Origin of the sequence: Rudaeicoccus suwonensis (genome assembly GCF_007829035.1) — a bacterium.
GTDB lineage: Bacteria > Actinomycetota > Actinomycetes > Actinomycetales > Dermatophilaceae > Rudaeicoccus > Rudaeicoccus suwonensis.
This window is the reverse complement of sequence record NZ_VIVQ01000002.1, coordinates 615,555-639,727: the sequence shown is the minus strand read 5'-3', so window position 1 is coordinate 639,727 and position 24,173 is coordinate 615,555. Positions and strand designations below refer to the sequence as shown.

Sequence of the window (24,173 nt, the reverse complement as noted above, 5' to 3'; positions counted from 1 at the left end):
CGTCTGACTCGGCTCGCCTGACGCTGCGCGACCAATCCGACGAGAGGTGTGGCGACATGACCGACACGATTCTGACCGAGAGCCAAGCGTCTCCTGCCGTCGAGGACATCGGCTGGCGCTACCTGCTCTACTACTTCAGCACCGCCATACAGGTTGACTCGTTGCGCGACGCCGGCAGCGTCATACAGCTCGCCGTCGATGCTGCCGGACCCGACGCGAACGATCATCTGCGGGTGAATGCAGGCGCCGACCGGGTCGAGCTCGTCCTCGAGACGCGCGGACGGTTCGGGGTGACCACCCGCGACGTCGACCTGGCACACGCCATCACCCACGCGCTCCGCGCGACAAGCCATCAGACCGTCCCGCATCCCGCGCATCACTCCGTGCAGGCACTCGCGATAGCGATCGACGCGATGGACATCCCTCGCGTGCGCCCGTTCTGGCAGGCGGTGCTCGGGTATGACGCTGTCGACGCCGCCTCCGATCTGGTGGATCCGTGCGGAGTGGGCCCGTCTGTGTGGTTTCAGCAGATGGATCAACCGCGCCGCGAGCGCAATCGGATCCACTTCGACCTGGCGGTGCCGCACGACGACGCCGACGCCCGGATCGAAGCCGCCCTCGCAGCAGGCGGCCTCCTCGTCAGCGACGACCGCGCTCCGGCGTTCTGGATCCTCACCGATCCCGAAGGCAACGAGGTCTGCGTTTGCACCTGGCAGAACCGCGACTGACCGCGCCGCCAAGACCCACCGACGACGCTCTGTACGACGCCTCGCGCCTGACGCGCCCCGTCATACAGCTCGCGCAGTTTTCCCGCCGCTTCGGCTGCCCGAAGGTCTAGATTGCAGAAGGCACTCATTTCGGAGGGGGAAACGACATGATCATGCTGTTGGTGTGGCTCGTCATCGCGATCGTCCTGCTCACCGGCGCGTTGGGCCTGTTGATCAGGAGCAGGTCGGGTGGGCTCAGGGATCGCTCTGCTTCCAGCGACAGCGACATGAACCGAGCATCTGCGGACGTAGCACGGCGGTCGCAGCTTCGCGGCCCTCCGATGTGACCGATCCGGTCTCCTGACGCTTCCAGTCGCAGCGCGTCATGCGGAACGTATGACGGCCAGCAGGTCCGCACCATAGGACCATTGGACAAAGACGTCCATCGACATGAGGGCATCATGGCGCAGCACAACGACGTGGACCACATATCGTTGTCGGAATGGAGTTGCTCCCCGTCCTCCAACAGCGTTGGAGTCCAAACGAATTCGACATGCAGCACGAGATCTCCGCTGGCGAGGTGGACCTGCTGCTCGAGGCCGCACGGTGGGCGCCATCAGCCGGAAACTCGCAACCATGGGCGTTTCATGCGGCCCGTCGAGGCGACGCGCGTTGGCATCAATTGACCCCGCACCTCGCGGGGAGTTCTCGCCCGTGGGCCATGCAAGCCAGCCTGCTGGTGGTCAACCTCTCGCACCTGTATGTCGCTGATACTGATTGGAAATACAGCGAATTCGCCGCCTATGACCTGGGACAGGCGGTGGCCCACATGACGATCCAGGCGCACAGCATGGGTCTCGCGTGCCGCCAGTTCCGCGGGTTCGACAAGGAGGCGCTCACCGCAACGCTGGAGGTTCCGGACCACTGGGAGATCACGACAATGACCGCGGTCGGCCAAGCGGCACCGACGGCCCAGCGCAGCCCCGGGGCCAGCTCACGCGACAACACGATCGTGTGGCCGCGCGACTGACGTCGAGAGATGACTTCATCGTTAGGTCGTCGAAGAGCGACGCCGATGCCGGAAAGCCTTACGGCTCAATCAGTTCCAGGTCGGCGAGCAGTCGCGGATGCGTCGGCTCCCAACCCAGCACGCGCCGAGTGTGCTCGCTCGATGCCGGCTGGTCTGCCGCGAAGATCGCGCCCAGCGCCCCGAACTGCTCCACCGGCGCCGATTCGACCGGAACGCCGAGGCGACGACCGATGACGCCGGCGATGTCGACGACGGCATCCCCCTCGTCGTCGACCGCGTGCCAACTCGTGCCCGCCTCGGCCTTCTCGAGAGCGAGCCGGAACAACGTCGCAGCATCGAGCGCGTGCACAGCCGGCCAGCGCTGGCTGCCATCGCCTGGGTAGCTCGACACACCGGTGCGTCGGGCGATTCCCGTCAGGATGCCCGCGAACCCACCCACGCCATCACGGTGGACCGTGCGCGGCAGACGCACCGTGCTCGTGCGCACGCCGCGGTCAGCGAACCCGAGCACCGAGGTGACGACACGCGCGCGCCCGCCGACCGGTCCATCCAGCGGAATCGGGTCTGACTCGACTGACGGTCGCCCATTGACCCGAGGGGTTCCGGAGACGCTCACGAGAGGCTTGCCGCTGCCCTCCAACGCTTCACTCACCGCGAGGAGAGCGGCACCTTCCTCTGCGATGTTCTGCGACAGCGCTTCGGCGCTGGTGAAGTCGTTGCCGAATGCGAGATGTATGACGCCGTCGGCGGCGCCGGCTGCCTGACGAATGACGTCAAGATCGGTCAGAGAACCCCGCACCGGCTCAGCTCCGGCTTTCGAAGCCACCTGCGCCGACGCGTCCGATCGGACGAGCGCAGCCACGTCATACCCGTGCGCGAGTAATTCGGCCGTGACGGCGGTTCCGATCAGACCGGTGCCGCCGGTCAGAAAGACCTGCATGTCAACCTCCTACAGTGATGAGACTAATGTCCCGTCACACTACACGATGATGGGACAAAGGTCCCGTCGAATAGACTGGGTTCATGGGTCGCTGGGAACCGGGCGCACGCGAGCGCCTCGTGATGGCCGCCGTCGACCTGTTTGCCGACCAGGGCTACGACGCGACGACGGTCGCCGAGATCGCCGAGCGCGCGGGGGTCACCAAGAGCACGTTCTTCCGCCACTTCCCCGACAAGCGCGAACTTCTCGTCGCCGGCCAGGAGGCCCTGTCGACACTGCTCGCCGAGGGGATCAGTGCGGCTCCCGCAGACGCGAGCCCTCTTGCGGCGGTGGCCGCGGGCCTCGAGAACGCCGCGACTGCCTTTGGCGAGGTCACCCGCCAGATCGCTCCGCGGCTGGCGGCGGCGGTGGCCAGCAGCGCCGAACTACAAGAACGCGATGCCCTCAAGTCGGTGAGCATGGCTGCGGCGATGACGCAGGCGCTGGTCGAGCGAGGCGTTCCGGAGATGACGGCAGCGCTTGCCGGCGAGCTTGGAACTCTTGCGATCAAGAAGGGTTTCGCGACCTGGTCCGACGGTGATCGGACAGACGCTTTCGCGCCATACGCGGTGCACGCCCTCGACGAACTACAGGCCGCAACCCACGCGTTGAGCTGACACCCGGCGTACCCGGCTCGTGACGGTGGGAGCCATGACTCGGTCGGTCGATCATTCGGCCGCAGCCGACACGACGAAGCGGTTGACTGGTTTCATGTCCTCCCTCGATCGATCGATGCCGCGTCTGACGACGGGCCCCGATCTGTCGGTCGTCGGTCGAGCTCTTGCCGACACGTCTCGATCCCAGATGCTGACGGGGCTCCTGACAGGGACTGCTTGGACGGTGGGCGAACTCGCGTCGTATGCCGGAGTCGCGCGCAGCACCGCCAGCGAGCACGTCGGTCATCTCAGCGCTGCCGGACTGGTGCGACTAGTCCGGCAGGGTCGTCATACGTACGTCAGCCTCGCTGGGCCGGAGGTCGCGGCCGCCCTGGAGAGCCTCAGCCTCATTGCGCCGGATCGGCCACCGGTAGCGAGCCTGCGCGGTCAGCGACACGCTCGAGAACTCGCCGCCGGACGCACCTGTTATCGGCACCTGGCCGGAGCTATCGGAGTTCGATTCGCAGATCACCTGCTCGACGGTGCGTTCATCGACGAGGCGTCACAACTCACCCACGAGGGATGCCAATGGTTCATTGCTCGCGGCATCGACATCACTGCGGACGTCGGGAACGAACTGATCCGACCGTGCATGGACTGGACCGAGCGTCGACCGCATCTCGCCGGAACGCTGATGGATCGTGTGACGGCACACGCGCTCGCGCACGATTGGATCGTGCGCACCAGCCACCCACGCAGCGTTCGACTCACTGACGAGGGAGAACGGCAGATGTTCAGCCGCTGAACATCGTCAGCCGGAGTGATCAGCGGCCGAGCCACTCGCCGACGCGATCCGCGATGACGACGCGTCCTCGAAGCGATGCCGCTTGCGCGACCGCCTGCTCACGAGCCTCCTGGGCTCGGCGAGGGCTGCAGGCTTCGAGCCCGCTGGCGCGCCGCAAACACCGGGCCAGCCAATCCAGACCGATCGCGAGATCCATTGTCAGACAATCTCGTTCGAACGTGAGGGCAATGCCGGCCTCGGCCTCGTAACTCGCCAGGAGGGCCACGGCGATCCTCGGATCGGACCAGTTCGCCATACTCATCGCCGTGCGGGCAACCTCATCGACCGGTCGCCACGGCATGGCGACATCCCAGTCGACGAGCCACGTCCGGCCGGCCAGCACGAGGTTCTTCGGATCCAGGTCTCCGTGGGACATCACCGGAGCTTCGGCGACCCGAGGCTCGGCCAACCACTCCCCGATCTGGGCAACGGGTTCTGACACCAAGTCGGCGATCGCAGCGAACTCCGGTGCTACCCGTCGCAAACTCCGCACCAACTCGGGCCACTGGTTCGCTTGGTCGCCCGTCACAGTCGGGAAGACGTCGTCACGACTCGGCTGCCATCCGACGCCGTGTATGACGGCAAGCTCGCGCCCGACCGCTCGCGCGACGTCCGGCGATACCGGACCCGGCATACAGGCATATCCGTCGATGACCCACTCGTGGACGCGGAACCAGGCATCGTCGACGTGGCTGAAGACATGACCCTCCGGGTTGAGGTGGATCGCGGCAGCAGCGACGCCGGCGTCGATGCACGCCTGCTCGAATCCGGCCGCTTCGTGCAGCCAGTCCAGCCACTGAGGGTCATCCCACGGATTCAGCAGTTGCTTCACCGCGAACTGACCCGCAGTGGTGGTCACGTGGAACAGCCGGTTGGACCGCGCTCCGCCAACTGCGTCCCAAGACATGACGTCTCCTGGCAGACCCAGAGCGGCGGGGATCGTGGAAACGTCCATCAACTCGACCGTAGCGAATGACCCTCGCAGCCGGGCGATCTCGGAATTTCTCAGATCGTCAGCCAGCACGTGGAAGACCTCAATTGAGATGACCCCGCATGCAACTAGCTGTCGTCGGCATCTCCGTCGTGCTGTGCGAAGAATGCTGAAACCTTCTGGTGCACTTCGGAATTCGCCGCCCAGTAGGCGTGCCGGGCACCGGGCAGAAGGAGCAACTCGGCACCTTCGATGCCATCGGCGAGCAGGTGTGCGTTCTCGGGAACGGCCAACTGGTCCTCGCTGCCGTGGACGACCAGTGTCGGGACGCCAATGCTGTATGGCGCGGGGCCGTCGTGCAGTGCGACCGCTGCGAGATGGTGTCCCATCGCTTCAGCCGACGCTGCGGACGGCATGACGCTCGATGCTTCTGCCGGATGTTCGGCAATCCACGCATCCGGATAGAACAACGCGGTCAGCGCGGAGCCGCGGGCAGCCAACGCCGCACTAGCCTCAGCCGAGCGCGGGACGCTGCCATCACCGCCGACCGTGGTCGCCCCGAGCACGAGCGAGACGACCCGGTCGGGGTGGTCGGCGCCGAGCCACTGGGCGATCCGGCCGCCCATTGAATGCCCGTAGACATGCGCCCGGTCGACTCGTGCGGCATCAAGGACCGCGATCACGTCGCGCGCGAAATCGCGCGTCGACCACGACTGCGGGAACGTGTCGTCGCTGTTCCCGGTGCCCCGGTGGTCGAACACGATCACCGGTCGGTCGGCGAAGTCAGCGATCGAGGAATCCCACCCGTGATGGTCGAGCGCCAACCCCTGCACGAGCACCACGGGACGCCGCGAATCATCGGATCCGGGTCTCACGTCGAACCAGAGTCGTGCTCCGTCATCTGCAAACGCGTGCGCCACGACGCCATCATTGCCGAAGGCACCGACAGCGCATGGCGCACGCCCGCCGCTGCTCAGCGGTTGCGCAACCGGCGACGAATGCCGACACCGGTGATCGCTGCGCCACCGAGCATGACGGCAGCCGCGGCAATCACCTCGTTGTTCGAGCCGCCGGCGCCACCGTCGGTGACGACAACCGGGCCGGTCGTGGTGGCCGACGCGGAACCGCTGCCGGTCGCGGATGTCGGGCTGGTGGACGGCGCCGGTGAACTGGTCGAGCAATTCAGCGCCGGCGCGGTGGCGGAGCCGCCCGCCGTGATTGCGACATACGGCACCTGGGTGTATGCGAGCGCAGCCTGAGCGGTCGACCGCGTGTCCGAGTCCTGCGGGGTCGCACTTGCTCCCTTGGCCTTCTGGGCAGCGAAACTACTTGCGTCGTAAGCGATTCCGCCTCGCAAAGCTGCCGGGAACGAGCAACCGTACTGCAGGCTCGCGACGAAGCTGCGCGCCTTCTCGGCATCGGCGGTGCGCCCGGCCAGCTTGAATGCCACAGCCGCGAGACCGGTGGAGTTCGCGTTGGGCGAGCTTCCGGCGGCGGCATCGACGACGCCACCGGCCGCAGTTTGCTGACCGGCGAGATAGTCGACGGCCTTGGTCACAGCAGCCGCGTGGCCACCCGAAGCGGCAAGCGCCTGCACCGCCATCGAGGTCGCGTCGGCGTCACTGGTGCACGTGCCGGTGAACGAGATCCGGAACCCACCATCACCGCACTGCTGCGCGGCGAGGAACGCCACGCCCTTCGCATTCGGCTGTCCGGCGCGTTTGAAGCCGATCACGGCCAGCGACTGCCCGATCGTGTTGGAGTAGTCGCCGTACACCGACTTGTCCTTGAACTGTCCGGTGCTCTGCTCGAGGCTCAGCAACTGCTTGATGTAGCCGCTCGTCGGCAGACCCTGCGCCTCGGCGAAGACGATGAGTTTCGCGGTCGCACCGGCATACAGGTCGGAGTCGTACGTGTTGTATTGCGCCGCATTCTTCGAGACGTATGCCGCAGCAGTCTTCGCGGCGGACTGTCCCGTGCCGGCGGCGTCGAGCGCGAGAATCGCGTCGATCGTGAGTCCGTAGTCGACGTAGCCGCTCGTCGACAGATGACCGCCGCCGGCAGCGAGCCGGCCCGTGAGGTATGCCGCAGCGGTGGTTCCGTTCGGAGTCGCAGCCGACGCCGGAGCGGCGACGGCGACCGCCACGATGCCGGCGCAGGCGAGCGCGAGGGTGCCGGTGCGACCGGCGCGCAGGAGAGTGATGGGTGACATCGATGAGCCTTCCGCGAAACAGGGGAGCGCGGTCTGCTGCATGCGATGCGCTCCCGCAGACCGCGGCGGGACCGACCTGGATGCGCAGGTAGTCCGGCTCATCGCGCGGCTGGGTGGTCGCTCGATCTACGGTTGCGGGTCAGCGCCGGAGTTTGACCGGCTTCCCCTGCAGGGTGCATCCGCGGGAAGCGTACTGCCTTGGCGCATCAGCCGCAGCCGGTCTCGCCGGAGGACCGGATGCGGTACCGCCCTAGGCCCTCCGCCGCGTCAGAGTCGTGCCCGTCAGGATCACGGCTCCTGAGGCGCAGCCGGAGCGTCGTCGTCACCGGTCAGCCGCCGGTGAGACGTGTGGTTGTGCTCGGAGAGTTCGGCTGCTTCTTCGCGCAGAAGCTGCAGACTCTCGTGTCCGACGCTGATCGATGCCGGCGCACCGATCAGTTCCCACGCCCGCGCTATCCCCGTCACGAACGAGAAGACCACCAGAACAGCGAGTGTCTGTGCGGCGCCAACGTCATCCGGGTGGGGGAGTGTCCGGTTAACGGTGTAACTGGCGTTGTTCATTTTAGAGGTTCTCCGCTGCTGGCATGCGGTCGGCGAAGGTGATCGCGAACGCGTTGAGGGCTGGTTTCCACCGCATGGTCCAGCGTGCCTGGCCAGTGCCCTTGGGGTCCAGCGACCTGGTCACCAGGTACAAGGTTTTGAGCGCGGCCTGTTCGGTCGGGAAGTGGCCCTTCGTGGTGACCGCACGCCGGTAACGAGCATTCAATGACTCAATCCCGTTGGTGGAGCACAAGACCCGGCGGATCTCGAGGGACTGCCCCAGGTTTGGTTGATACTCGGGGTTGATGGTTCTCAGGCCGCGTCTGCGGCCGCGTAGATCATTTCAAACTCGACTGGGGTGAGCTTGCCCAGGGCTCGCTGACGACGCCGGCGGTTGTACTTTGTTTCGATCCAGGCCACGATCGCGAGGCGTAGTTCCTCCCGCGTGTCCCAGCGGCGGGTGTTCAGGACGTTCTTCTGCAGCAGCGAGAAGAACGACTCCATCGCGGCGTTGTCGCTGCTGGACCCGACACGGCCCATCGAGCCGCGTAGGCCGTTGTTTTTCAGCAGCCGGAGCACCTTCTTCGACCTGAACTGGCTGCCCCTGTCCGAGTGCACGATCGTGTTCTCGGGCGAGCGCAGCGCGATCGCGTTGCGCAACGCTGCGGCCGCGAGGCCCGACTTCATGCGCGAGTCGATGGAGTACCCGACGATCTTGTTGGAGTAGCAGTCCTTGACCGCGCATAAGTAGAGCTTGCCCTCGCGGGTGGGGTGCTCGGAGTAGGGGTCGGACCGGGGCGCTCTGCCAGCCTTTCGGCTGGTGAGTTTCCCCGGCCCGCCCTCCGAACCGGACGTGCGACTTCCACCGCATCCGGCTCTCCACGTGCTCACGCCGTCGGGGCAGCCACCTGCGGGATCGACCATGGGGTGGGGATCTTGGTGCCGCGGTAACGGTAACGCTCCACGGGGAACGCCTCCGGTCGGAACATCTCGATCCCCTCGGCGCTGATGTGCCAGCCCGGCAGGAAGCGCCGGACCACGGTGTGCATGTTCAACCCGACGTGTCGTTTGCGCAGCCAGCCCACGATCCGCCAGAAGGCGAAGTGATCGAGGTAGCCGAACGTGCGCGCGGACACGCCATGGCGAAAGTATGTGCACCAGCCCCGCAGCACCGGATGCAACCGGCGCAGCAGGTCCGCGAGGGTACGGTGTGCTGCTCTTCGTGTCAGGGTGCGTACCCTGCCCACGATCGAGGCGAGAGCCTTCTTCGATGGATAGGTGTACACCGCCTGCTTGCCGGGTCGACCACGCCAGGACCGGCGTTGGATATGCCAGCCGAGGAAGTCGAACCCGTCATCGACGTGGACCACTCTGGTCTTCTCGACCGATAGGCGCAGACCCATCGGCGCCAAGACTGCTGCGACCTCGCCCCATAGCGCCTCGGCATCGCCGCGGGTTCCGGCGATCATCACGACGAAGTCGTCCGCGTAGCGGACCAGTCGCATGACCGCGCCGCCCCGGCGGCGGTACTTGGCGCGTGTCCATTCCGGGCCGTACCCCACCCATTTGTCGGTGAAGTACTCGTCCAGCACGGACAGGGCGACGTTGGCCAGCAGCGGCGAGAGGATCCCGCCTTGGGGAGTGCCGGTGAGCGTCCCTGTGGCTTGGCCGTCCTCGGTGAGGATGCCCGCCTTCAGGAACGCCCTCACCCAGCCCAGCACGCGCTTGTCCCCGACACGATCGCGTACCCGCCCCATCAGGGCGGTGTGGTCGATCTCGTCGAAGCACGCCGCGATATCAGCCTCGAACACCACTCGTAGTTACGGGTCGGTGTCGCGAGGTACTGGATCTCGGCTATGGCGTCCTGGGCCCGCCGCTTCGGACGGAAGCCATAAGAGCATGGCTTGAAATCCGCCTCGAAGATCGGCTCGAGCACCAGTTTCAGCGCGGCCTGCACTACCCGGTCCCTGGCGGTGGGGATCCCCAGTCGCCGGACCTTGCCCGACGTCTTCGGGATCGTCTTCTCCCGGACTGGCAGCGGTGCGAATCGTCCTGCTTTCAGGTCTGCTCGCAGACCCTCCAGCAGCACGGCCGCGCCGAGCCCGACCTTACGTGGAGCCAGACCATCGACCCCCGCAGTGCGGGCTCCCTTGTTCCCCACGACCCTCGCCCATGCCACGGCCAGGAACGCCGGGTCATAGACGAGGTTGGCAAGGTCATCGAAGCGGTGACCAGGCTCGGCCACCGCCCAACGGTGCAGCTTGCGTTGCATCATCAGTACCCGGTACTCGGCCTCACTGAGGTCGGGCCACGGATCGCCGGACTTCACCAGCGGCCTCCTGACGGGCAGCACGTACTGCGATCACGCTGGACCCCTTCGCCATGTGACCGGCTTTCCCGGCCTCGGACTACTACGGGTCCTCCGCCCCACCACGACAGCATCCGCTGGCGACGCGCGTTCCCTGCGGCCAGCCATTGGCTGTCCGGGGCGGGGACCGCCGCGGTGGTTCCCACGTTCACTACTGAACCCTTCGACGGGGTCGGCGCCCACCTATGCCCCTGCAGCATCGCCACGGCTACGCCGCAGGCCTTCACCGTGGCCTTCCCGCCGGCGACATCACCCGGCAAAGAAGTTCCCCGCCCGACAGCGCAGCGATGCCCGAGAGCATCGGCGTCGTCGCACGGGTGCGCACTGCAACCCACCCCAGATCCGCCAGGTTCGAGGTGGTGGCTCTCTTGAGAGGCTTTCAGCCGGTGGTTCCTCACGTACGCCTTTCCGTCTTGCTAGCCGGACCCGAGCCATCTGGCAGTACTGGCCCGTCCCGTCGTTGTCAGGACTGCTTGCGTCCTCACCCCCGTCCCGGGGATCAGACTGTCCTCAGCTTCAAACGGCCCGCTGCGACAAGCCGCCAGCGGTGTCCTTTCACCACCGCAAGGTTCAGCAGCGCCTCGTGGCGCTCGATGTCGGTCAGCCAGATCTGGTTCGGCCTGTGTGCGGCACCGACGAAGTCGTGACGGACCCGGCCGTGATCGCCGACGGTCGCGAGCAGGTCATCGTGCACAGCGGGGCCGGGCTTGCCCGATGCGCCCCGCCGGCGGTGGTGGGAGGCGAACACGCCTGCGGTCGAGCACAATCGCCACACACGGTTCTCGGATGCCGCGATACCGGCGTCGGCGAGCTCGTCGGCGATGAACCGGTAGCCCAGGGTGGGATCGTCCTGATGGATCTGGTGGATCACGTCGATGACGTGCGCGTCGTCCCAATCACGCTGAGACACTGGGTCTTTGAGCCACTTGTAGTACCCCTGGGTGGAGAGGTCGAGCACCCTGCACGCCACCGCGACCGGCACCCTGACCCTTGAGTCGGGGGCACCGGTCGCGGCCATCTCACGGACGAGCGGGAAGACTATTTTCCCGGCAGGTTCGCCTGCGATAGATAGGCCGCTGCACGGCGTAGGACCTCGTTCTCCTGCTCCAGGAGCCGGATCCGCTTGTTCGCCTCACGCAACTCGGACCGGTCGATCTCGGTCAGACCAGGACGGTTGCCGTCCTGGATGTCGGCCTTCTTCATCCAGTTCGACAAGCAGCCTTCGGAGATCCCGAAGTCCTTCGCGATCTGCTTCAACGGAGCATCACCCTTGCCAGCGACAGCCACGACATCGTCGCGGAACTCCTTGGGGTAGGGCTTGGGCATAGTGACATCCTTCCAGCGAGGAAATCCTCACAGGTCAGGTGTCAACCAAAGTCTGGGCAGACCCCACCGCTCAGCTGACGAGTTTGTGCTGCGTCAGGAGTTGATGCACCGCGTCACGCACCAGGTCACTCTGGGTCCGCCCAGTGGCCTCTTCGAGCTTTTTGAACGCGGCGTAGTCGGTGTCGCTGATCCGTCCGCGAACTGTAGCTGACGGTCCACGTTTGGCGTCTCCGACGCGGGGCCGGCCGCGGCTGACACTCATGGCTGCGGCGATCGCTTCCTCAGAGCCGTATTCGCGCAACAGAAACGCACGCCCCTCGGCAGCGGCCGCATCGCCGGTCTTCACCTGCCCGGCGCTGCTCACCGGGTAGTCGGGGTCCGTCAGGCGCGCCGCGAGGGCGTCATAGTCGATCTCGGTGCTCATGGTTTCGGGTGCTCCTGTCGGTAACGGCGGTACTTGGCACTCAGTGGTTGTACGTGGAAGATCACAGCCTCCCGTCCAGGGTGGTCGGGGTACTCGTGCACCAAGACCTCGACCTCATCGGTCGGCAATGCCTGCGCGTGCCGCAGACCGATGAACAACCGGATGCGTCCTTCCTCCTGCGGCTCGTCCGCCAGCACATCGACATACGTCGCGTTCAAGATGACGAAAACGGCATCACCACGCGCCACGCCGTGCTTGTCGGCCGAGTCTGTCCACTGCGGAACCATACTGACATGCTACATCAAATAAGCGCAATACTGTAGCCGTTTTAGTTAGCCGATAATGTACCTTATGTCAAGTCAGTCACATACTCTGAGTAGTTGACATACAAAATACACTGATCGCATGAGTGTCCCCCGGTACCAGCAGATCGCCGCACAACTACGCGCGCAGATCCTCGACGGCACGTATCAGGTCGGCGACCGGTTACCGACCCTGTTGCAGCTACAACGTGACCTGGGCGTGCCGGGCATCAACACAGTCCGTTCCGCGCTGAAAGTGCTGGCCGATGACGGGTTGGTGCGTACCGACCACGGGAACGGCACCTTCGTCACCGCCACGGCCACCGCTGGCGCTAACCATGCCGACCTGCTCACCGCCTTACACCAGGCCCGGACGACCGTGGACCGCGCGATCGCCTACCTTGAACGCCAGGCCCCGACCGATACACCGACCACCTCCCCCGTGCCCGGCCCCGCAGACCACCCAGGTGCAGTGGCCTCGACGCCATCGGACATCGCGACTAGCGATCAACCCGGGGCGTCGGCCGCTCTGCAGGCGTTGCGCCGGCTGGCCGAGCATGTCGGCGCCACCCCACCGGAACCCGACACGTGGCCCGAGCCCGTCCTGTCCACCCTTACCCGCCGCAACCGCACCATCCTGCTCACCATCAGCACTGATGACACCGGCCAGGAACAGGTGAGGGTGACGTTCCTGCGACGCCCCCGCGGCCGCGGGGAATTCATCGCCGATAGCGAAGCCAGCTACACCGCCGCCCACATCACCCAAGCGGCCAGCGAGATCCACAAATACCTCCGCCCTTAAGCGGTCCGCGCCGGTTTCGCGGGGCTGGCCGTCGCTCTTTTGTTCGCCATCTCCGAACAGGCATCCGACGAGCGGCGCGGGGCTCTCTGGTCGCGTCGGTTGTGTGAGAACTCCCCATCATCATCACCAGCCCCACGCCCACCAGACACAACACGCCACCCGGAATCACACATTTCCGCAGGTCACACCGCTGACACACCGCCTTTGCCGAGGCCCGAGTCACACCTCCACCCACATCACCCAAGCAGCCACCGACATCCACAAATCCCGGCGCCGGTAACCGGCCAGCGCGGTCCTGCGCGACGCGCAACATGCAGACGAACTACTCAGGCCTCGTGGGTCCGGGTTCTCGGAGACTGATGGCTGGGACACCGCCAACCACTGGAACAGGGGTCATGGTCAGTGCTCCCAAGGCCAGCTCCCTCCCCCGCGCCGAGGGGCGCCCGCCTCAGGATCATGCCGTTAGCGCGGTCCTCATTTAGGGACGAAGAATACCGTGCATGATAGATAGATTTCTTACTATCGTCCAGCAGACTGCAATCGCTGCCCATGACTGAATTGACCAGGAACCTACCAATTGGTCAATCTTTCTGACCGATCGGTCATAGCCACATAGCATGAGAAGTGCGCGTGTTCCTATAAGAAAAATACTGGCGATAAGAGCTGCATTGTAAACGAGTGCCGCGGTGAAATCTCCCCGCAAAAGTGCGTATACCGATCTCGTTGCGCCGCACGCGGGGCAATAAAGCCCCGTTGCGGCGTACATAGGACACACTTCGTGCGTAACGCGCTGGAGGACAACGGAAGCCCCCGCGGCCAAGCCAAGCACAACAATTTCAGAAGGCACTGCCCGACGTGCACGCCTAGTCAGGGAATGGGTTCTCGGTAGTTCCGCTACTTGCGCCATGAGTTGTCCCCTCGCCAAACGGGTTTGATGTACCTCCAGACTGAGACTGCGAAGTGGAACCAAACGGATTTTGGTCTCCTGAACGACCTTCATCTTGAGTCGGTTTCGGACCAAATGGATTCGCCTCCGGAGCCGGCGGCGGATCCTGTCTATCGGAGCTTCCAAAAGGATTTCGAGACTCTACAGAACCCGACCGTGTTTCACCAAGGCTGCGTTCAAATTCCCCTTTAGTTCGCCCAGCACGAACATCGTCGAATTTTGCTTTTCCTATGAACATCACATAGTAAATGACTGACGCAAAAATATTAAACCCACAACACGGAATCAGGCCAACGAGAGTGAGTGCCCGAAACCGCTCAGTCTTCTCGGTGCACTTCTCCGGAAATTGCTTCTTGGACAGTGCGTACAGTCCGACGCCGACCACGGCGCCACCCGCCCACGTGCCAACAAATAAGGCAGCTGCGCTACTCATGATGCCGCTCTTTCTAGAAGTTTGTCCTACGCACCCATGAATCCGTTTGATGGTATATTTCCCCCCACGGACTCGACAAGTTGGCGAAGAGTCGGGTCGAATACGACCAAATGAAACGCTTGGATCATTCCCGAGAGTTGGCGTTGAGTGTCCGGGTCGGCGATCACTCTTTGCTGACCCACATACATGGCCTCGCCCATTCTGCCGCGGTAGCCATAACCGGCAGGCGTGTCCGTCGTGGTGAGTTGGTAGCCGACGTGCAGCAATGGTCCCTTTCGATCCGCGAACACCTGAAAGTGAAACGGAACCCTCCCCCGGAACGCTCTACCCATCACGACTTCGCCATGCATAACGGTTCGCCCTTTGCCTGCTGCTTTCGGAGCGAGCTTGATCCCAAGATCTTGAGCGTTGCATCTATCCTGGACGGTCTTTAAAAACAACGGGCCGTTGTGAGCGGCACCGTTGACCATGTAGTCGAAGCTGCCGTGCATCTCGTCTGGCATCGGAAATTCACCCCTCGTCGCACTCGGAGGCGGTACCCGGTTGACACGCCCATGCCGGGGGACTGTAGCGGCCCAAAGTGCATCCGGTCCACGGATTAAGTGATTTTCGTGTTCGCGTCCCATGACCTAGCCACGAGGGGGTGAGACGTGGTAAGTCAGCCGTGTGCCAGATCAGATCGCATCCCGGGCGCTTCCTGTGACGTCCGTTGTCTACGGTCGGGCTGCCCTGTGGCACGACCCTGGGCCTCCCACGTGGTTCGAGCAGACCGGCCACACGTACGCCACGCTCGAGGTGGTTGGTGCCCCCCGCAGCGCGGATCTCGTCGCTGAGGAACGTCAGCCGTGGCAGGTCATGCGCTCGACAGGCTTGGGGGTGCTCGCCGATGCCGCTCTGATGCCAGGGTGCTCGGCTTTTGAAGTTCGTTACGTCGCCCAGCCTGGTGCGGTAGGTACACGGATCCGTACCTACTTGTCGGCAATGGCTCGTCAACCGCTCTCGCCGGTGCCCGGTCTCGCCGTGGCGGCTGCAGGATCGCAGCTTCCGCACGGTTTTGAGACAAGACCCCCGGAACAACCATTGTTCGACGGGACGTCTGTCGATGTTCAGGACTTGGGCTGGGCGATCGTTGAATTACGGCGTCGCGAGCATGTGACGTTCCCCGAGTGGGATGACATCCCGGCCGAGTTCTATTACGCAGTCGACTCCTCGACTGGCGATGGCTCGGGGTGGACGAAGTTTTGGTCGCGGTTGATGCAGACAACCAGCCGAGTAGAAGTGAGTCTCCTCTTTCAGCAAACTGAGCTTCACCCTGTGGAGCTGAATGTACTCGGCACGATCATGACGAACCTTGAACAGCTCTCAGAATCCCACACAGAGTACGATCTCTACGGAAACGCTCAGTATTTGCCCGCATGTGCAAATGCTGGCATTGCCTTAGACAAGTGGCAAAACATGTTTCGCCGCCTCAAGCGGCCTCTGCTCGCTCGCTTCGCCGTTCGCGGGCTCCCAGAGACCGCGGTCACTGTCGCTACATCCCTTGCGACTGCCTTGGGTGAGCGCCGCGACGAAACACAGCCCCACATAATGACGGTCGAAGCACCACGAACGCCAGGAACAACCCAGCAAGCTGCGTTCAGCTTCGACACCCTGGAACTGGCTCCCTGGGGCGGAGACAGCATCTGGCAACACGAGCGCGCGCCATTCTCTCTGATGCGCATGCCCTACCTATACGACATCAGCGACGCAGCCTCCTTGCTCGTCCTGCCGGTACCGGACGAGTCCGGTGTCCCAGGGATATCCCTCTCACGGGCAATCACACTTCGACGTCACCACGATGTCGACGATATGTCGGACGGTTTATACCTCGGTTACACCCTCAGCCACGGCGAACGCGGACGTGAGGAACGCATTCCACTCGACGCGATCAATCGGCATACGCTGGTCGTTGGGGCATCCGGCGCCGGGAAAACGACCACCGTTCTGAGCCTGGCCCATCAACTATGGACAGACCACGCGATTCCGTTCCTCGCGATCGAGACGAGGAAGACCGAGTACCGATCGCTGCTGATGATGGATGGCATGGAACAACTCGTCGTCGTCACACTGGGCAACGATTCGGTATCTCCCCTGCGCTTGAACATTCTCGAGCCGCCACCCGGCGTCCGGTGTGAGTCATACCAGGGAACCGTCCTATCAGCGCTGAAGATGGCGCTACCACTGTTCGCTCCGCAACCTCAGATTCTCACCAAGGCCTTGGCTCTCGTGTACGAAAATGCTGGATGGGACGACGACACCACCATCGAAGATAACGTCGAGCCACCGACCATCCGGGACCTGCTCCGCGCGTACGACACCGTGTTTAACAGCGTGGGGTACCTCGGTGAAGCAAAAAATATCGGGCTAGCGTTCAAGGTTCGACTGGAAAGCCTCCTGCAGGGAAGCAAAGGCCGCCTCCTGGACACGACACGCTCATCTGATTTTCTGGAGCTCCTGTCCAAACCGCTTGTTGTCGAGCTGGACGACATCGCCGATCGCGACGAAAAAATGATTGTCTCTTCGTTTCTCTTGGAGCGCGTCAAAGCAGAAGCCACCAGACGTGGCCCCAGCCAGCTGCGGCATGTAACCATCCTTGAAGAAGCACATCGGCTCCTTACCGAGGACAGCGGCAGGCAGTCTGAATCCGAAGGCACTGGCCGCGCAGACGCCGTGCGTGCCTTCTGCGAAGCCATCGCAGAGCTACGCGCGAATGGCGAAGGATTCATCCTCAGCTCCCAGCACCCTAACCAGCTCGCAACCGCCGCAGTTGCCAACACGAACACTCGCCTGATCCATTCGATGCTCAGCGACGACGACAGGGAGGCAATGCTGAAAGACCTCCGCGCCGATGAACCCACACGACACATTGCCGCACGATTAGCTGCAGGGGAACTGCTCGCTCGATGGCCGGGACGTGATGAAACTGAACTTATAAAAATCCTGCCAGCCGAAGGAATCAACACCCGGCAGGGTGTGACCACCGCCGAAGTCCGAGAACACATGGGCGAACACCGAAATAGAACCTACCAGATTCGCCCTTACGGACTATGCGCTTCAAGCGTTTGCCCATCGGGTTGCGAGCCCGAAGTCCGACGCCGCGGTCGGACCATCGCAAACCAACTAGAGGACCCGCTGAGAGCGGCTTCTAAACTCCCGAAAGAAAAAGGATTCGTCTCATCCGCACTTCTGATAGCCGGAACAGCAGGAAGCGAAGTCCAAACAACCTACTGCGCCGCAGTGCACGCATCGATTGATGGTTACGCCTTCGCCATCCGACAAGCGAATGATAAAACCAGACAGAATCTCGAACATATCGTGCGGAAGGTAACAACACCTAATGGATAACAGGGAGAATGGCGACAACAACGTTGCCGAGAAATATTTTCCAGCCCATCGTGATATCGATTACCTAGACGACTACACGCCACAGCCAGACGACATAGGACCCACGAACGATACTGCCGACAACTCTCCTCCCTCGGACTCCAAAGCCGATTCGTTGACCGATGCGGATTCGGAGGTACGCACAGATCGCACCTCGCCAATACATCACCTTGACGATTGTGTCGACCCGTCTTCAGAGCCAGAGACATTGATGGCTCGCCCTAACTCCAGCGAGACGGACACCGACCGCAGTATCTTGCGCGACACAACGATAGACCCTGAACGTGGCGAGGCCATCTCAGCAACCGAATCCAAACTTTCTGATCCTCTCGAACAGGGTCCGAGTCGGAGTGCGATCGATGACCAGCGTGTCATGGATGAAGAGCCGACTACTGCTATCGCAAATCGATTCGATTCCAAGAACCTCGGCCCAGCGACAGAAGCAGAATTCCAAGACTCGACTGATGCAGCTCAGCTTGACCAGAACGATCCGCCAGAAATGCCACCAGATGCCCATACGCCGAAGGAGCAGCGAGTCATCAACGACGCCAAAGCAGCTTTAGCGAGACGGGAAAATGGCGGTGACGTACTAGGCGGAAATCCAGTGAGCCGCGCAGACCAGTGGCACCAGCAAGGCCGCAATGAGAAAGGCTATGAAAATGACTGCGGCCTGGCATCAGTGGCCGCCATGGCACGAGAGTTCGGCGTTAACGTCACAGAAGGCGCTGTAGTCGATCGTGCTGCCGCAGCGGGACTGTGCGACACGAGCCACAAAGACGAGGTCCTCCCAGACGGAACAATGGATGCCAACAAACTGAACGGTGGCACCACTGGGCAGAATCGTCACGAGCTACTGCAGAGTTATGGGATCGAAAATACGATCGAGTACCCGCAGAGCCCCGAAGAACTCGCGGAATACGTCGAGGCCGGGCGGGGAGTCATAACGGCCTTGGATGCCACAGAGATGTGGCGTCTGTCCCCGTTCGAATCACCGATCTGCTACGACGCTGACGGGCGGTCGGGGACAAACCATGCCGTCCAGGTCACGGGAACCGTCCGGGACAAGTCGAGTGGAGAGTTGACCGGATTCGTTATCAATGACACCGGTCGCGACGATGGCGCGGGGAACGTCATCCCCATCGATCTGTGGCACGCATGCTGGACAAACACGCGCAAGGAACATGAAACCGTGGTGACCACCCAGCCAGCCCGTCCCTACCCTCGAGATTTCATCGGGCGCCCGTGACATCTCGAGGGTAGGCGCCAGGAAGCACACCACTCGCGACAGCGAATAGAAACCGAATGCGCACCGGTCAGTCGGGGGGACCGGCTCCTGAGTCGTGCCATTTGAGCGTGATCTCAATTTACAAGTAAGATTCTGGTTCGCCTTTTAAAATCCAGCCTGGGGCCTGTTCGAGAGGCGGGTTCGAGCTCTCGGCCTTCCAGACGTACATCTGGCTGCGTGGACGGCTCGGTGGCCCGTTGCGCCCACCGGTGATGTTCAAAACCCGTGGCCCGCCCTGCAGGGCACGTTCTTGGGCGCGGGCGATGTGTAGAGCTTCGGCGTTATCCAGATCGAACATCGACCAGGCGTGCCCTTGGTCGTTGCCTTTGACGCGGATCAGCTCAATTTTTACGATGCCCAGGCTGGTCCCATCGCTCCATGACCGACCGGCGGTTTTTTCGTGACGACGTGGCCGGATACGAAGGTCTTGACTACGGCCGATGTACACGCTGGGGCCGAGCTCGTCGATGAGATGGATCCGATAGATACCGGCGATGTGCGGAACATTGGCCCAATCGTCCTCGGATTGAATGAGTCGTGTCCGGCCGCGCTGCAGCGGACTCGGTGACCCGTCCCGTAACACCGGACTGTCGCGGCGCAGCGTTTCGATGCTTCCAGGTACCCACACGCTGCGGGTACGAGCAAAGGCGACATCCGAGTCGCTTTCAAGCGCATCGATCGCCGACTGCAGGCTGCCGGCAAGAACCACCACGATCTGCCCGGTTGCCCGGGTGTACATGTACAAAGCTCCCGCTGAGGTAACGGCCGGGTGCTGCGGGAGCTGGCCACGAGAACCGATACGGAATGCGCCAGGGTGGGCATCCCGGATCTGTGCCCACATACTGTCCGCGGCTGGGGTGCTGGGCGGGACCGCTCCGGGTCCTTTGGCCAAGAATCGGTGAAACTCGCTGCGCGTGAGAACAGTCCGGAACCCTTGCCGGGTGTCGACGACATCCAAAGATGGGTTTTCCGGGCAGTACACGTAGTCGGCGTCATCAGATCGAATGACATGTCCGCCGTGGCGGTAGACGTCGTCAACCGCACGCGACCCGTCCCGTGTCCGCCTTCGCTCCGCCTCCCGATCCTGTTCGGTGATCGGCTTTATCTCGTGACCGTCTGAGCTTGTTGATCGTTCTGGGGCCGAAACCATCGTGACCTTGGTTCCGGGAATGGTCCGCTGGCAGGTAGAGCGAGGCTCGCGCATCCGGATACCAGCCGCATCCCACCGTTGCAGCAGGTCCCTGCTCCACGGCAACGCGAACCACGCCGCCATGTGTTCAGCACAATCCTCGTAGTACGCCTGTGTCCTAGGGCTCACTCCGCGGCTGGTGGCATCGCGAAGAAGCCCCGTCGCGAGCTCTTGTGCTGTCGCATCCGCCATCATGTGGATAGATCCGAACCATCGAAGAAGGCTCCACTGCGATGCACGATGAGAAGTGCCGGCCCGCGCAGACTCCCGACTCAGACCCATCCCCTGTTCCAGCGCGGTCAACACCCGCGCAGCCGACACCTGACGCGTCTGCTCCAAATGTGTGATGAAGCGCTGGGCGTGGATGGGGTTGAACACCGCCTGACGCTTCTGACCGTCGAACGGTGCAGGACGTGTCGTCTCCTGCAGTGCTTCCGCGGTCAGCTCGAACAGGCCCCGCTCATCGATCAATACCCGGCACTCCAAGAGGTCTTTGCTGACTGACCTGAGCATTGGAAGATCGAACGCATCCTCGCCGGCCATCCACCGCAGCCGGCCATGGATCTGTGGTCTGCACGAGATCCTATTCGTGCACCGGCGATCCCCACCGCTGAAGGAATTGCTCTCCTTAACAGTGACGGCACCGCACGCTGGGCAATGCGTCAACCACGGCCCCACCGGAACCGTGGTGCGACGATCCCGCATAACCGTTGCGGTCAACGACCGTGCGCGGCCAGGTTGTTCGTGAAGCAGGACAACATCACCGACATACACATCGTCCTCCCCCGGCGCCAGCCGCACTGACCGCCCGTCTCGATCCGTGAGGATCGAGGGCAACCACACATCTGGGGCGAAGCGATTGTTATACGGCTCTACCGCAATCACTGTCGCGACCTCGACTGCCACAGCCCTCCCCCTTTCACCAAATGGACCACACCCCAATGAGCAAGCACCGTGAGCTAACTGTCCCGCACATCCAGCGCGGGCAGACCATCCACGATCTTCGTCGTCTCCACGCTGACTGTCACGATCCGAGCCAGCAGGTCGATGACGTACCGCGGGTCGTTGACCTCGCGTGACCAGTCGTTCGGGTCGTTGACGATGCCGGATGCCTTGTCAGTCTTGACTTGGTAACGGTCGATGATCCACTCGATCGCCGAGCGAGACCCAAGCATGTACCGGTGAGCATCCTCGGGGATACCTGACAGGGTGATCTTGCTGTTGTAGACGATGCTCGACTTGTCGGCCACGAGCTTCTTGGTCTCCGGATCTCGTTGCTTTGGGAACGTCATCTTCTGAACCCGGAAAAACTCGAACGCCGCCCGAGCCTCGACAGCGGGGTACGACGGGTCGTGCAGCCCCGCCAGCGAGTACGGCTCAACGCTCTCGTAGCCCAAGTGCAGTTCCATCAGTGCACGGCCAGCGTCGACGTACGGCTTGGCATCGGCCACGAGCGGGATGCGTGCCAGCATCCGCTTCAAGTCCGCCGCGTAGGTGTCGCGGTAGTCCGGTGAGTGCAGAAGACCATAGACGTAGTGGAAGATGTCGTCCTTGGTAAACGAATCACCATACGCGGCAACGAATCTCGCCAGTGCCTCGTCGGTGATGTTGTCGATCTTCCGGTACCCATCGACGACTTCAAGCACATTGAGGGCGAGCGTCCCATCGTCAGGTTCGTACCGCCAGCGAGCAAGAATCTGACCGGGATTTCCAGCGCCTGGCATTGTAAGATCTGGGATCTCGTCAATTGCGAAAACTGCAAACGATGAAGACCCGCCGGGAGCTGTACAGTAAATCGCATTATTTCGCAGTGCTCCAGGAAACATAAATCTAGTCTTCCCTGGTTCGTCAACGAGGTCCTTTGAAGCATATAGAAACGCCTTGGTATAAGGGGCTCTTCGTACTTGGGGTGGGGGTGAGCGCGACGAGCCGAGGGGTGGCTTGAGCTGGTGAAGGGTCGAGGTCCCTGAGGATCGGAAGGTCTTCTACCTCTTCTGATCTCAAGGACCTCGACGATGTCTGACCCTACGGGGTGCGGGTGTGCCCGCGCATGCTCTGCTGGCTCGTGTTGCGCCCGGTGCGACCTATTGGTCGGCTTACCTGGCCTGCACGTGACCGATGTCGGCGAACGTGACTACGGGCTGATCGTGACGGTCGAATCACCGGCTGGGCTGATGGGCTGTGCCGCCTGTGGGGTGGTCGCCGAGAGTCATGGCCGTCGGGTTCACGAACTGATCGATGCGCCGTCGTTCGGGCGGCCGGTGCGAGTTCGATGGCGTAAGCGGACGTGGTCTTGTAGCGAACCTTCCTGCGGGACGAAGGGTTTCACTGAGCAGGACGATCGGGTCGCCGCGCCGCGGGCGCTGCTGACCACTCGGGCGTGCTGGTGGGCGATCCGCCAGATCCGCCGCGAGAACGCCTCCGTGCAGGGCATCGCGCGGCAGTTGGGCACGACCTGGCGCACCGTCTGGTCGGCGATCAAGCCGCTGTTGGAAGCGATGGACGCGGACCCGACCCGGTTCAACGGCGTGAGGACCTTAGGCGTGGACGAGCACATCTGGCACCACGTATCCACCATCAAGCGGGGACCCAAAGAGCTGACCGGGATGGTCGACCTGACCCGCCACCAGGTCACCTCCGGGAAGAACAAAGGACAGTGGCGCGTCCGGGCCAGGCTGCTGGACCTGGTACCCGGCCGATCCGGGGTCGTGTACGCCGACTGGCTCAAGGCCCGCAACCACACGTTCCGGGACCACATCAAGGTCGCCACGCTCGACCCGTTCCAGGGGTACAAGAACGCAATCGATGACGAATTAGAAGACGCTACAGCCGTATTGGACGCTTTCCACGTCGTCAAGCTTGGTACTGACGCCGTCGATGACGTGCGCCGCCGGGTGCAGCACGACACCCTCGGACACCGCGGCCGCAAAGGTGACCCGCTCTACTCGATCATGACCATCCTGCGCTGTAACCCCGACCGGTTGACCGACAAGCAGAAAGCCCGCTTGACCGCGGCCATCAACGCGCACGAGGCACACGAAGAAGTGTCCATCGCATGGCAAGCCGCCCAGCAACTGCGTAGCGCCTACGCCGCCGAAGACCTGGCTACCGGACGCACCATCGCCACCAAAATCCTCGACTCCTTCCCCAACTGCCCGATCCCCGAGATCCGCCGTCTCGGCAAGACCCTCAACCGGTGGAAAGAAGCATTCCTGGCCTACTTCACCACCGGCCGCGCCAACAACGGAGGCACCGAAGCGATCAACGGCCTCATCGAACTCCACCGCCGCGTCGCCCGAGGCTTCCGCAACCGTCACAACTACCGGCTACGCATGCTCCTCATCGGCGGCGGACTCACCCACCCCGAACACCTACCCCCACCGCAGGTATGAAGAGCCGTATAAGGTCGATAGAAGGCCACCCGGACCTGATCACGATTGAGGGAAAAAGATTTTCCAATCGAGGCGAGGCGAGACATCCTACGCGACCAGCTGACCTGATCGACCGGTGGCGCCGATCCATCTAGCAACTTCGATTTTTCGTTGAATACATCGATTGTTCTCCCGACGTTTGAGATGAGCTCACGCTTAGAGAAATTCCATACCCATGCATCCCGCTGCGATTTCACACCATTTGATATTACTGAGAACAATGAATTTTTTGCTACACCGGTGGACACGGGAAAGAAATGCTCGAAATCATCGCGCCTTTGATTTAGCCAGTCACCAAAACCGTTGGGTGTAATATCCCTGACAGTTAACCCCACTACAGTTCTTGCCTCAGCGACAGCGGAGAGCGGGAGTGTCCGGTTAACGGTGTAACTGGCGTTGTTCATT

At 62.9% G+C, this 24,173-nt stretch carries 24 protein-coding genes and 3 pseudogenes; 8 read left to right on the top strand and 19 right to left on the bottom strand.

Going from position 1 to position 24,173, the window contains the following annotated elements; translation table 11 throughout:
• A partial coding sequence (locus tag BKA23_RS14195; RefSeq protein ID WP_342783618.1) for a VOC family protein occupies positions 1 to 728 on the top strand: 728 nt, incomplete at its 5' end.
• A 124-nt stretch (positions 729 to 852) separates the two neighbouring features.
• Here BKA23_RS14195 and BKA23_RS17710 read toward each other — a convergent pair.
• Positions 853 to 996: a hypothetical protein gene (locus BKA23_RS17710; protein WP_170226558.1), complete on the bottom strand. Its 144-nt coding sequence runs from the start codon at positions 994 to 996 to the stop codon at positions 853 to 855.
• 213 nt (positions 997 to 1,209) lie between these two features.
• Here BKA23_RS17710 and BKA23_RS14190 point away from each other — a divergent pair, with 213 nt between their 5' ends.
• The gene (locus BKA23_RS14190; protein ID WP_145229523.1) at positions 1,210 to 1,737 is read left to right on the top strand and encodes a nitroreductase family protein; all 528 of its coding nucleotides are present in this window, start codon (positions 1,210 to 1,212) and stop codon (positions 1,735 to 1,737) included.
• A 58-nt stretch (positions 1,738 to 1,795) separates the two neighbouring features.
• Here the strand turns inward: BKA23_RS14190 and BKA23_RS14185 are convergent, their stop codons facing one another.
• Positions 1,796 to 2,677, bottom strand: coding sequence for an SDR family oxidoreductase (locus BKA23_RS14185; protein WP_145229521.1), 882 nt, complete (start codon positions 2,675 to 2,677; stop codon positions 1,796 to 1,798).
• An 83-nt stretch (positions 2,678 to 2,760) separates the two neighbouring features.
• On the opposite strand from BKA23_RS14185, the gene BKA23_RS14180 reads away from it, so the two are divergent.
• Together BKA23_RS14180 and BKA23_RS14175 are read left to right on the top strand one after the other, a co-directional pair.
• A complete protein-coding gene (locus BKA23_RS14180; RefSeq protein ID WP_145229519.1) occupies positions 2,761 to 3,333 on the top strand; it encodes a TetR/AcrR family transcriptional regulator in 573 nt (190 codons plus the stop codon).
• Positions 3,334 to 3,427: 94 nt separating this feature from the next.
• Positions 3,428 to 4,117, top strand: coding sequence for an ArsR/SmtB family transcription factor (locus BKA23_RS14175; RefSeq protein WP_170226556.1), 690 nt, complete (start codon positions 3,428 to 3,430; stop codon positions 4,115 to 4,117).
• Positions 4,118 to 4,136: 19 nt separating this feature from the next.
• On the opposite strand, the gene BKA23_RS14170 is transcribed toward BKA23_RS14175, so the two are convergent.
• The 12 genes and pseudogenes from BKA23_RS14170 to BKA23_RS14120 all read right to left on the bottom strand — a co-directional run bounded on the left by BKA23_RS14170 (position 4,137) and on the right by BKA23_RS14120 (position 12,244).
• Positions 4,137 to 5,111, bottom strand: a complete 975-nt coding sequence (locus BKA23_RS14170; RefSeq protein ID WP_145229516.1) for a phosphotransferase family protein — start codon at positions 5,109 to 5,111, stop codon at positions 4,137 to 4,139.
• Between the two features lie 104 nt (positions 5,112 to 5,215).
• Positions 5,216 to 6,007 (bottom strand): alpha/beta fold hydrolase, encoded by a 792-nt coding sequence (locus tag BKA23_RS14165; RefSeq protein ID WP_170226554.1) that lies wholly within the window; start codon positions 6,005 to 6,007, stop codon positions 5,216 to 5,218.
• Between the two features lie 53 nt (positions 6,008 to 6,060).
• Positions 6,061 to 7,299 carry a prenyltransferase/squalene oxidase repeat-containing protein gene (locus BKA23_RS17705; RefSeq protein ID WP_170226551.1) on the bottom strand — a complete coding sequence of 413 codons (1,239 nt, stop codon included), beginning with the start codon at positions 7,297 to 7,299 and terminating at the stop codon, positions 6,061 to 6,063.
• Between the two features lie 288 nt (positions 7,300 to 7,587).
• Positions 7,588 to 7,860: a hypothetical protein gene (locus BKA23_RS14160; RefSeq protein ID WP_145229512.1), complete on the bottom strand. Its 273-nt coding sequence runs from the start codon at positions 7,858 to 7,860 to the stop codon at positions 7,588 to 7,590.
• A gap of 1 nt (position 7,861) precedes the next feature.
• Positions 7,862 to 8,113: pseudogene (locus tag BKA23_RS14155) on the bottom strand (transposase); the annotation flags it as partial.
• Positions 8,114 to 8,151: 38 nt separating this feature from the next.
• A pseudogene (locus BKA23_RS14150) lies at positions 8,152 to 8,619 on the bottom strand (IS3 family transposase); the annotation flags it as partial.
• 107 nt (positions 8,620 to 8,726) lie between these two features.
• A complete protein-coding gene (locus BKA23_RS18295; RefSeq protein ID WP_484336728.1) occupies positions 8,727 to 9,650 on the bottom strand; it encodes a reverse transcriptase domain-containing protein in 924 nt (307 codons plus the stop codon).
• The gene (locus BKA23_RS18290) at positions 9,596 to 10,168 is read right to left on the bottom strand and encodes a hypothetical protein (RefSeq protein ID WP_484336727.1); all 573 of its coding nucleotides are present in this window, start codon (positions 10,166 to 10,168) and stop codon (positions 9,596 to 9,598) included. The genes BKA23_RS18295 and BKA23_RS18290 overlap by 55 nt, the downstream gene beginning before the upstream one ends.
• Before the next feature lie 538 nt (positions 10,169 to 10,706).
• Entirely contained in the window at positions 10,707 to 11,189 is a 483-nt protein-coding gene (locus tag BKA23_RS14135; RefSeq protein WP_170226549.1) for an IS3 family transposase, read from the bottom strand.
• A 56-nt stretch (positions 11,190 to 11,245) separates the two neighbouring features.
• Entirely contained in the window at positions 11,246 to 11,533 is a 288-nt protein-coding gene (locus BKA23_RS14130; protein WP_145229508.1) for a transposase, read from the bottom strand.
• A gap of 70 nt (positions 11,534 to 11,603) precedes the next feature.
• The gene (locus BKA23_RS14125) at positions 11,604 to 11,957 is read right to left on the bottom strand and encodes a ribbon-helix-helix protein, CopG family (protein ID WP_145229506.1); all 354 of its coding nucleotides are present in this window, start codon (positions 11,955 to 11,957) and stop codon (positions 11,604 to 11,606) included.
• On the bottom strand, positions 11,954 to 12,244 hold the full coding sequence (locus tag BKA23_RS14120) for a hypothetical protein (RefSeq protein WP_145229504.1): 291 nt from the start codon (positions 12,242 to 12,244) through the stop codon (positions 11,954 to 11,956). Before BKA23_RS14120 ends, BKA23_RS14125 begins: the two co-directional genes overlap by 4 nt.
• 118 nt (positions 12,245 to 12,362) lie before the next feature.
• On the opposite strand from BKA23_RS14120, the gene BKA23_RS14115 reads away from it, so the two are divergent.
• A complete protein-coding gene (locus tag BKA23_RS14115; protein WP_145229502.1) occupies positions 12,363 to 13,061 on the top strand; it encodes a GntR family transcriptional regulator in 699 nt (232 codons plus the stop codon).
• Positions 13,062 to 13,539: 478 nt separating this feature from the next.
• Here BKA23_RS14115 and BKA23_RS18260 read toward each other — a convergent pair whose 3' ends face one another.
• The gene (locus BKA23_RS18260; protein WP_211841731.1) at positions 13,540 to 13,827 is read right to left on the bottom strand and encodes a DUF2752 domain-containing protein; all 288 of its coding nucleotides are present in this window, start codon (positions 13,825 to 13,827) and stop codon (positions 13,540 to 13,542) included.
• A 639-nt stretch (positions 13,828 to 14,466) separates the two neighbouring features.
• Positions 14,467 to 14,943, bottom strand: a complete 477-nt coding sequence (locus BKA23_RS14105; protein WP_145229500.1) for a hypothetical protein — start codon at positions 14,941 to 14,943, stop codon at positions 14,467 to 14,469.
• Between the two features lie 163 nt (positions 14,944 to 15,106).
• Between BKA23_RS14105 and BKA23_RS14100 the strand changes: the two genes are divergently transcribed.
• Together BKA23_RS14100 and BKA23_RS14095 are read left to right on the top strand one after the other, a co-directional pair.
• A complete protein-coding gene (locus BKA23_RS14100) occupies positions 15,107 to 17,824 on the top strand; it encodes a helicase HerA-like domain-containing protein (RefSeq protein ID WP_145229498.1) in 2,718 nt (905 codons plus the stop codon).
• Positions 17,817 to 19,109: a hypothetical protein gene (locus BKA23_RS14095; RefSeq protein ID WP_145229496.1), complete on the top strand. Its 1,293-nt coding sequence runs from the start codon at positions 17,817 to 17,819 to the stop codon at positions 19,107 to 19,109. Before BKA23_RS14100 ends, BKA23_RS14095 begins: the two co-directional genes overlap by 8 nt.
• Positions 19,110 to 19,227: 118 nt before the next feature.
• On the opposite strand, the gene BKA23_RS14090 is transcribed toward BKA23_RS14095, so the two are convergent.
• On the bottom strand, positions 19,228 to 20,880 hold the full coding sequence (locus BKA23_RS14090; protein WP_145229495.1) for a GIY-YIG nuclease family protein: 1,653 nt from the start codon (positions 20,878 to 20,880) through the stop codon (positions 19,228 to 19,230).
• Positions 20,881 to 21,296: 416 nt separating this feature from the next.
• Positions 21,297 to 22,253, bottom strand: a pseudogene (locus BKA23_RS14085) (type ISP restriction/modification enzyme); the annotation flags it as partial.
• A 99-nt stretch (positions 22,254 to 22,352) separates the two neighbouring features.
• On the opposite strand from BKA23_RS14085, the gene BKA23_RS14080 reads away from it, so the two are divergent.
• Complete coding sequence (locus BKA23_RS14080) at positions 22,353 to 23,729, top strand: ISL3 family transposase (protein WP_246104663.1); 1,377 nt, start codon at positions 22,353 to 22,355, stop codon at positions 23,727 to 23,729.
• On the opposite strand, the gene BKA23_RS18255 is transcribed toward BKA23_RS14080, so the two are convergent.
• Positions 23,657 to 24,172, bottom strand: coding sequence for a type ISP restriction/modification enzyme (locus BKA23_RS18255; RefSeq protein ID WP_170226547.1), 516 nt, complete (start codon positions 24,170 to 24,172; stop codon positions 23,657 to 23,659). The two genes, BKA23_RS14080 and BKA23_RS18255, sit on opposite strands and share 73 nt — an antisense overlap.
• Position 24,173: the final 1 nt, after the last annotated feature.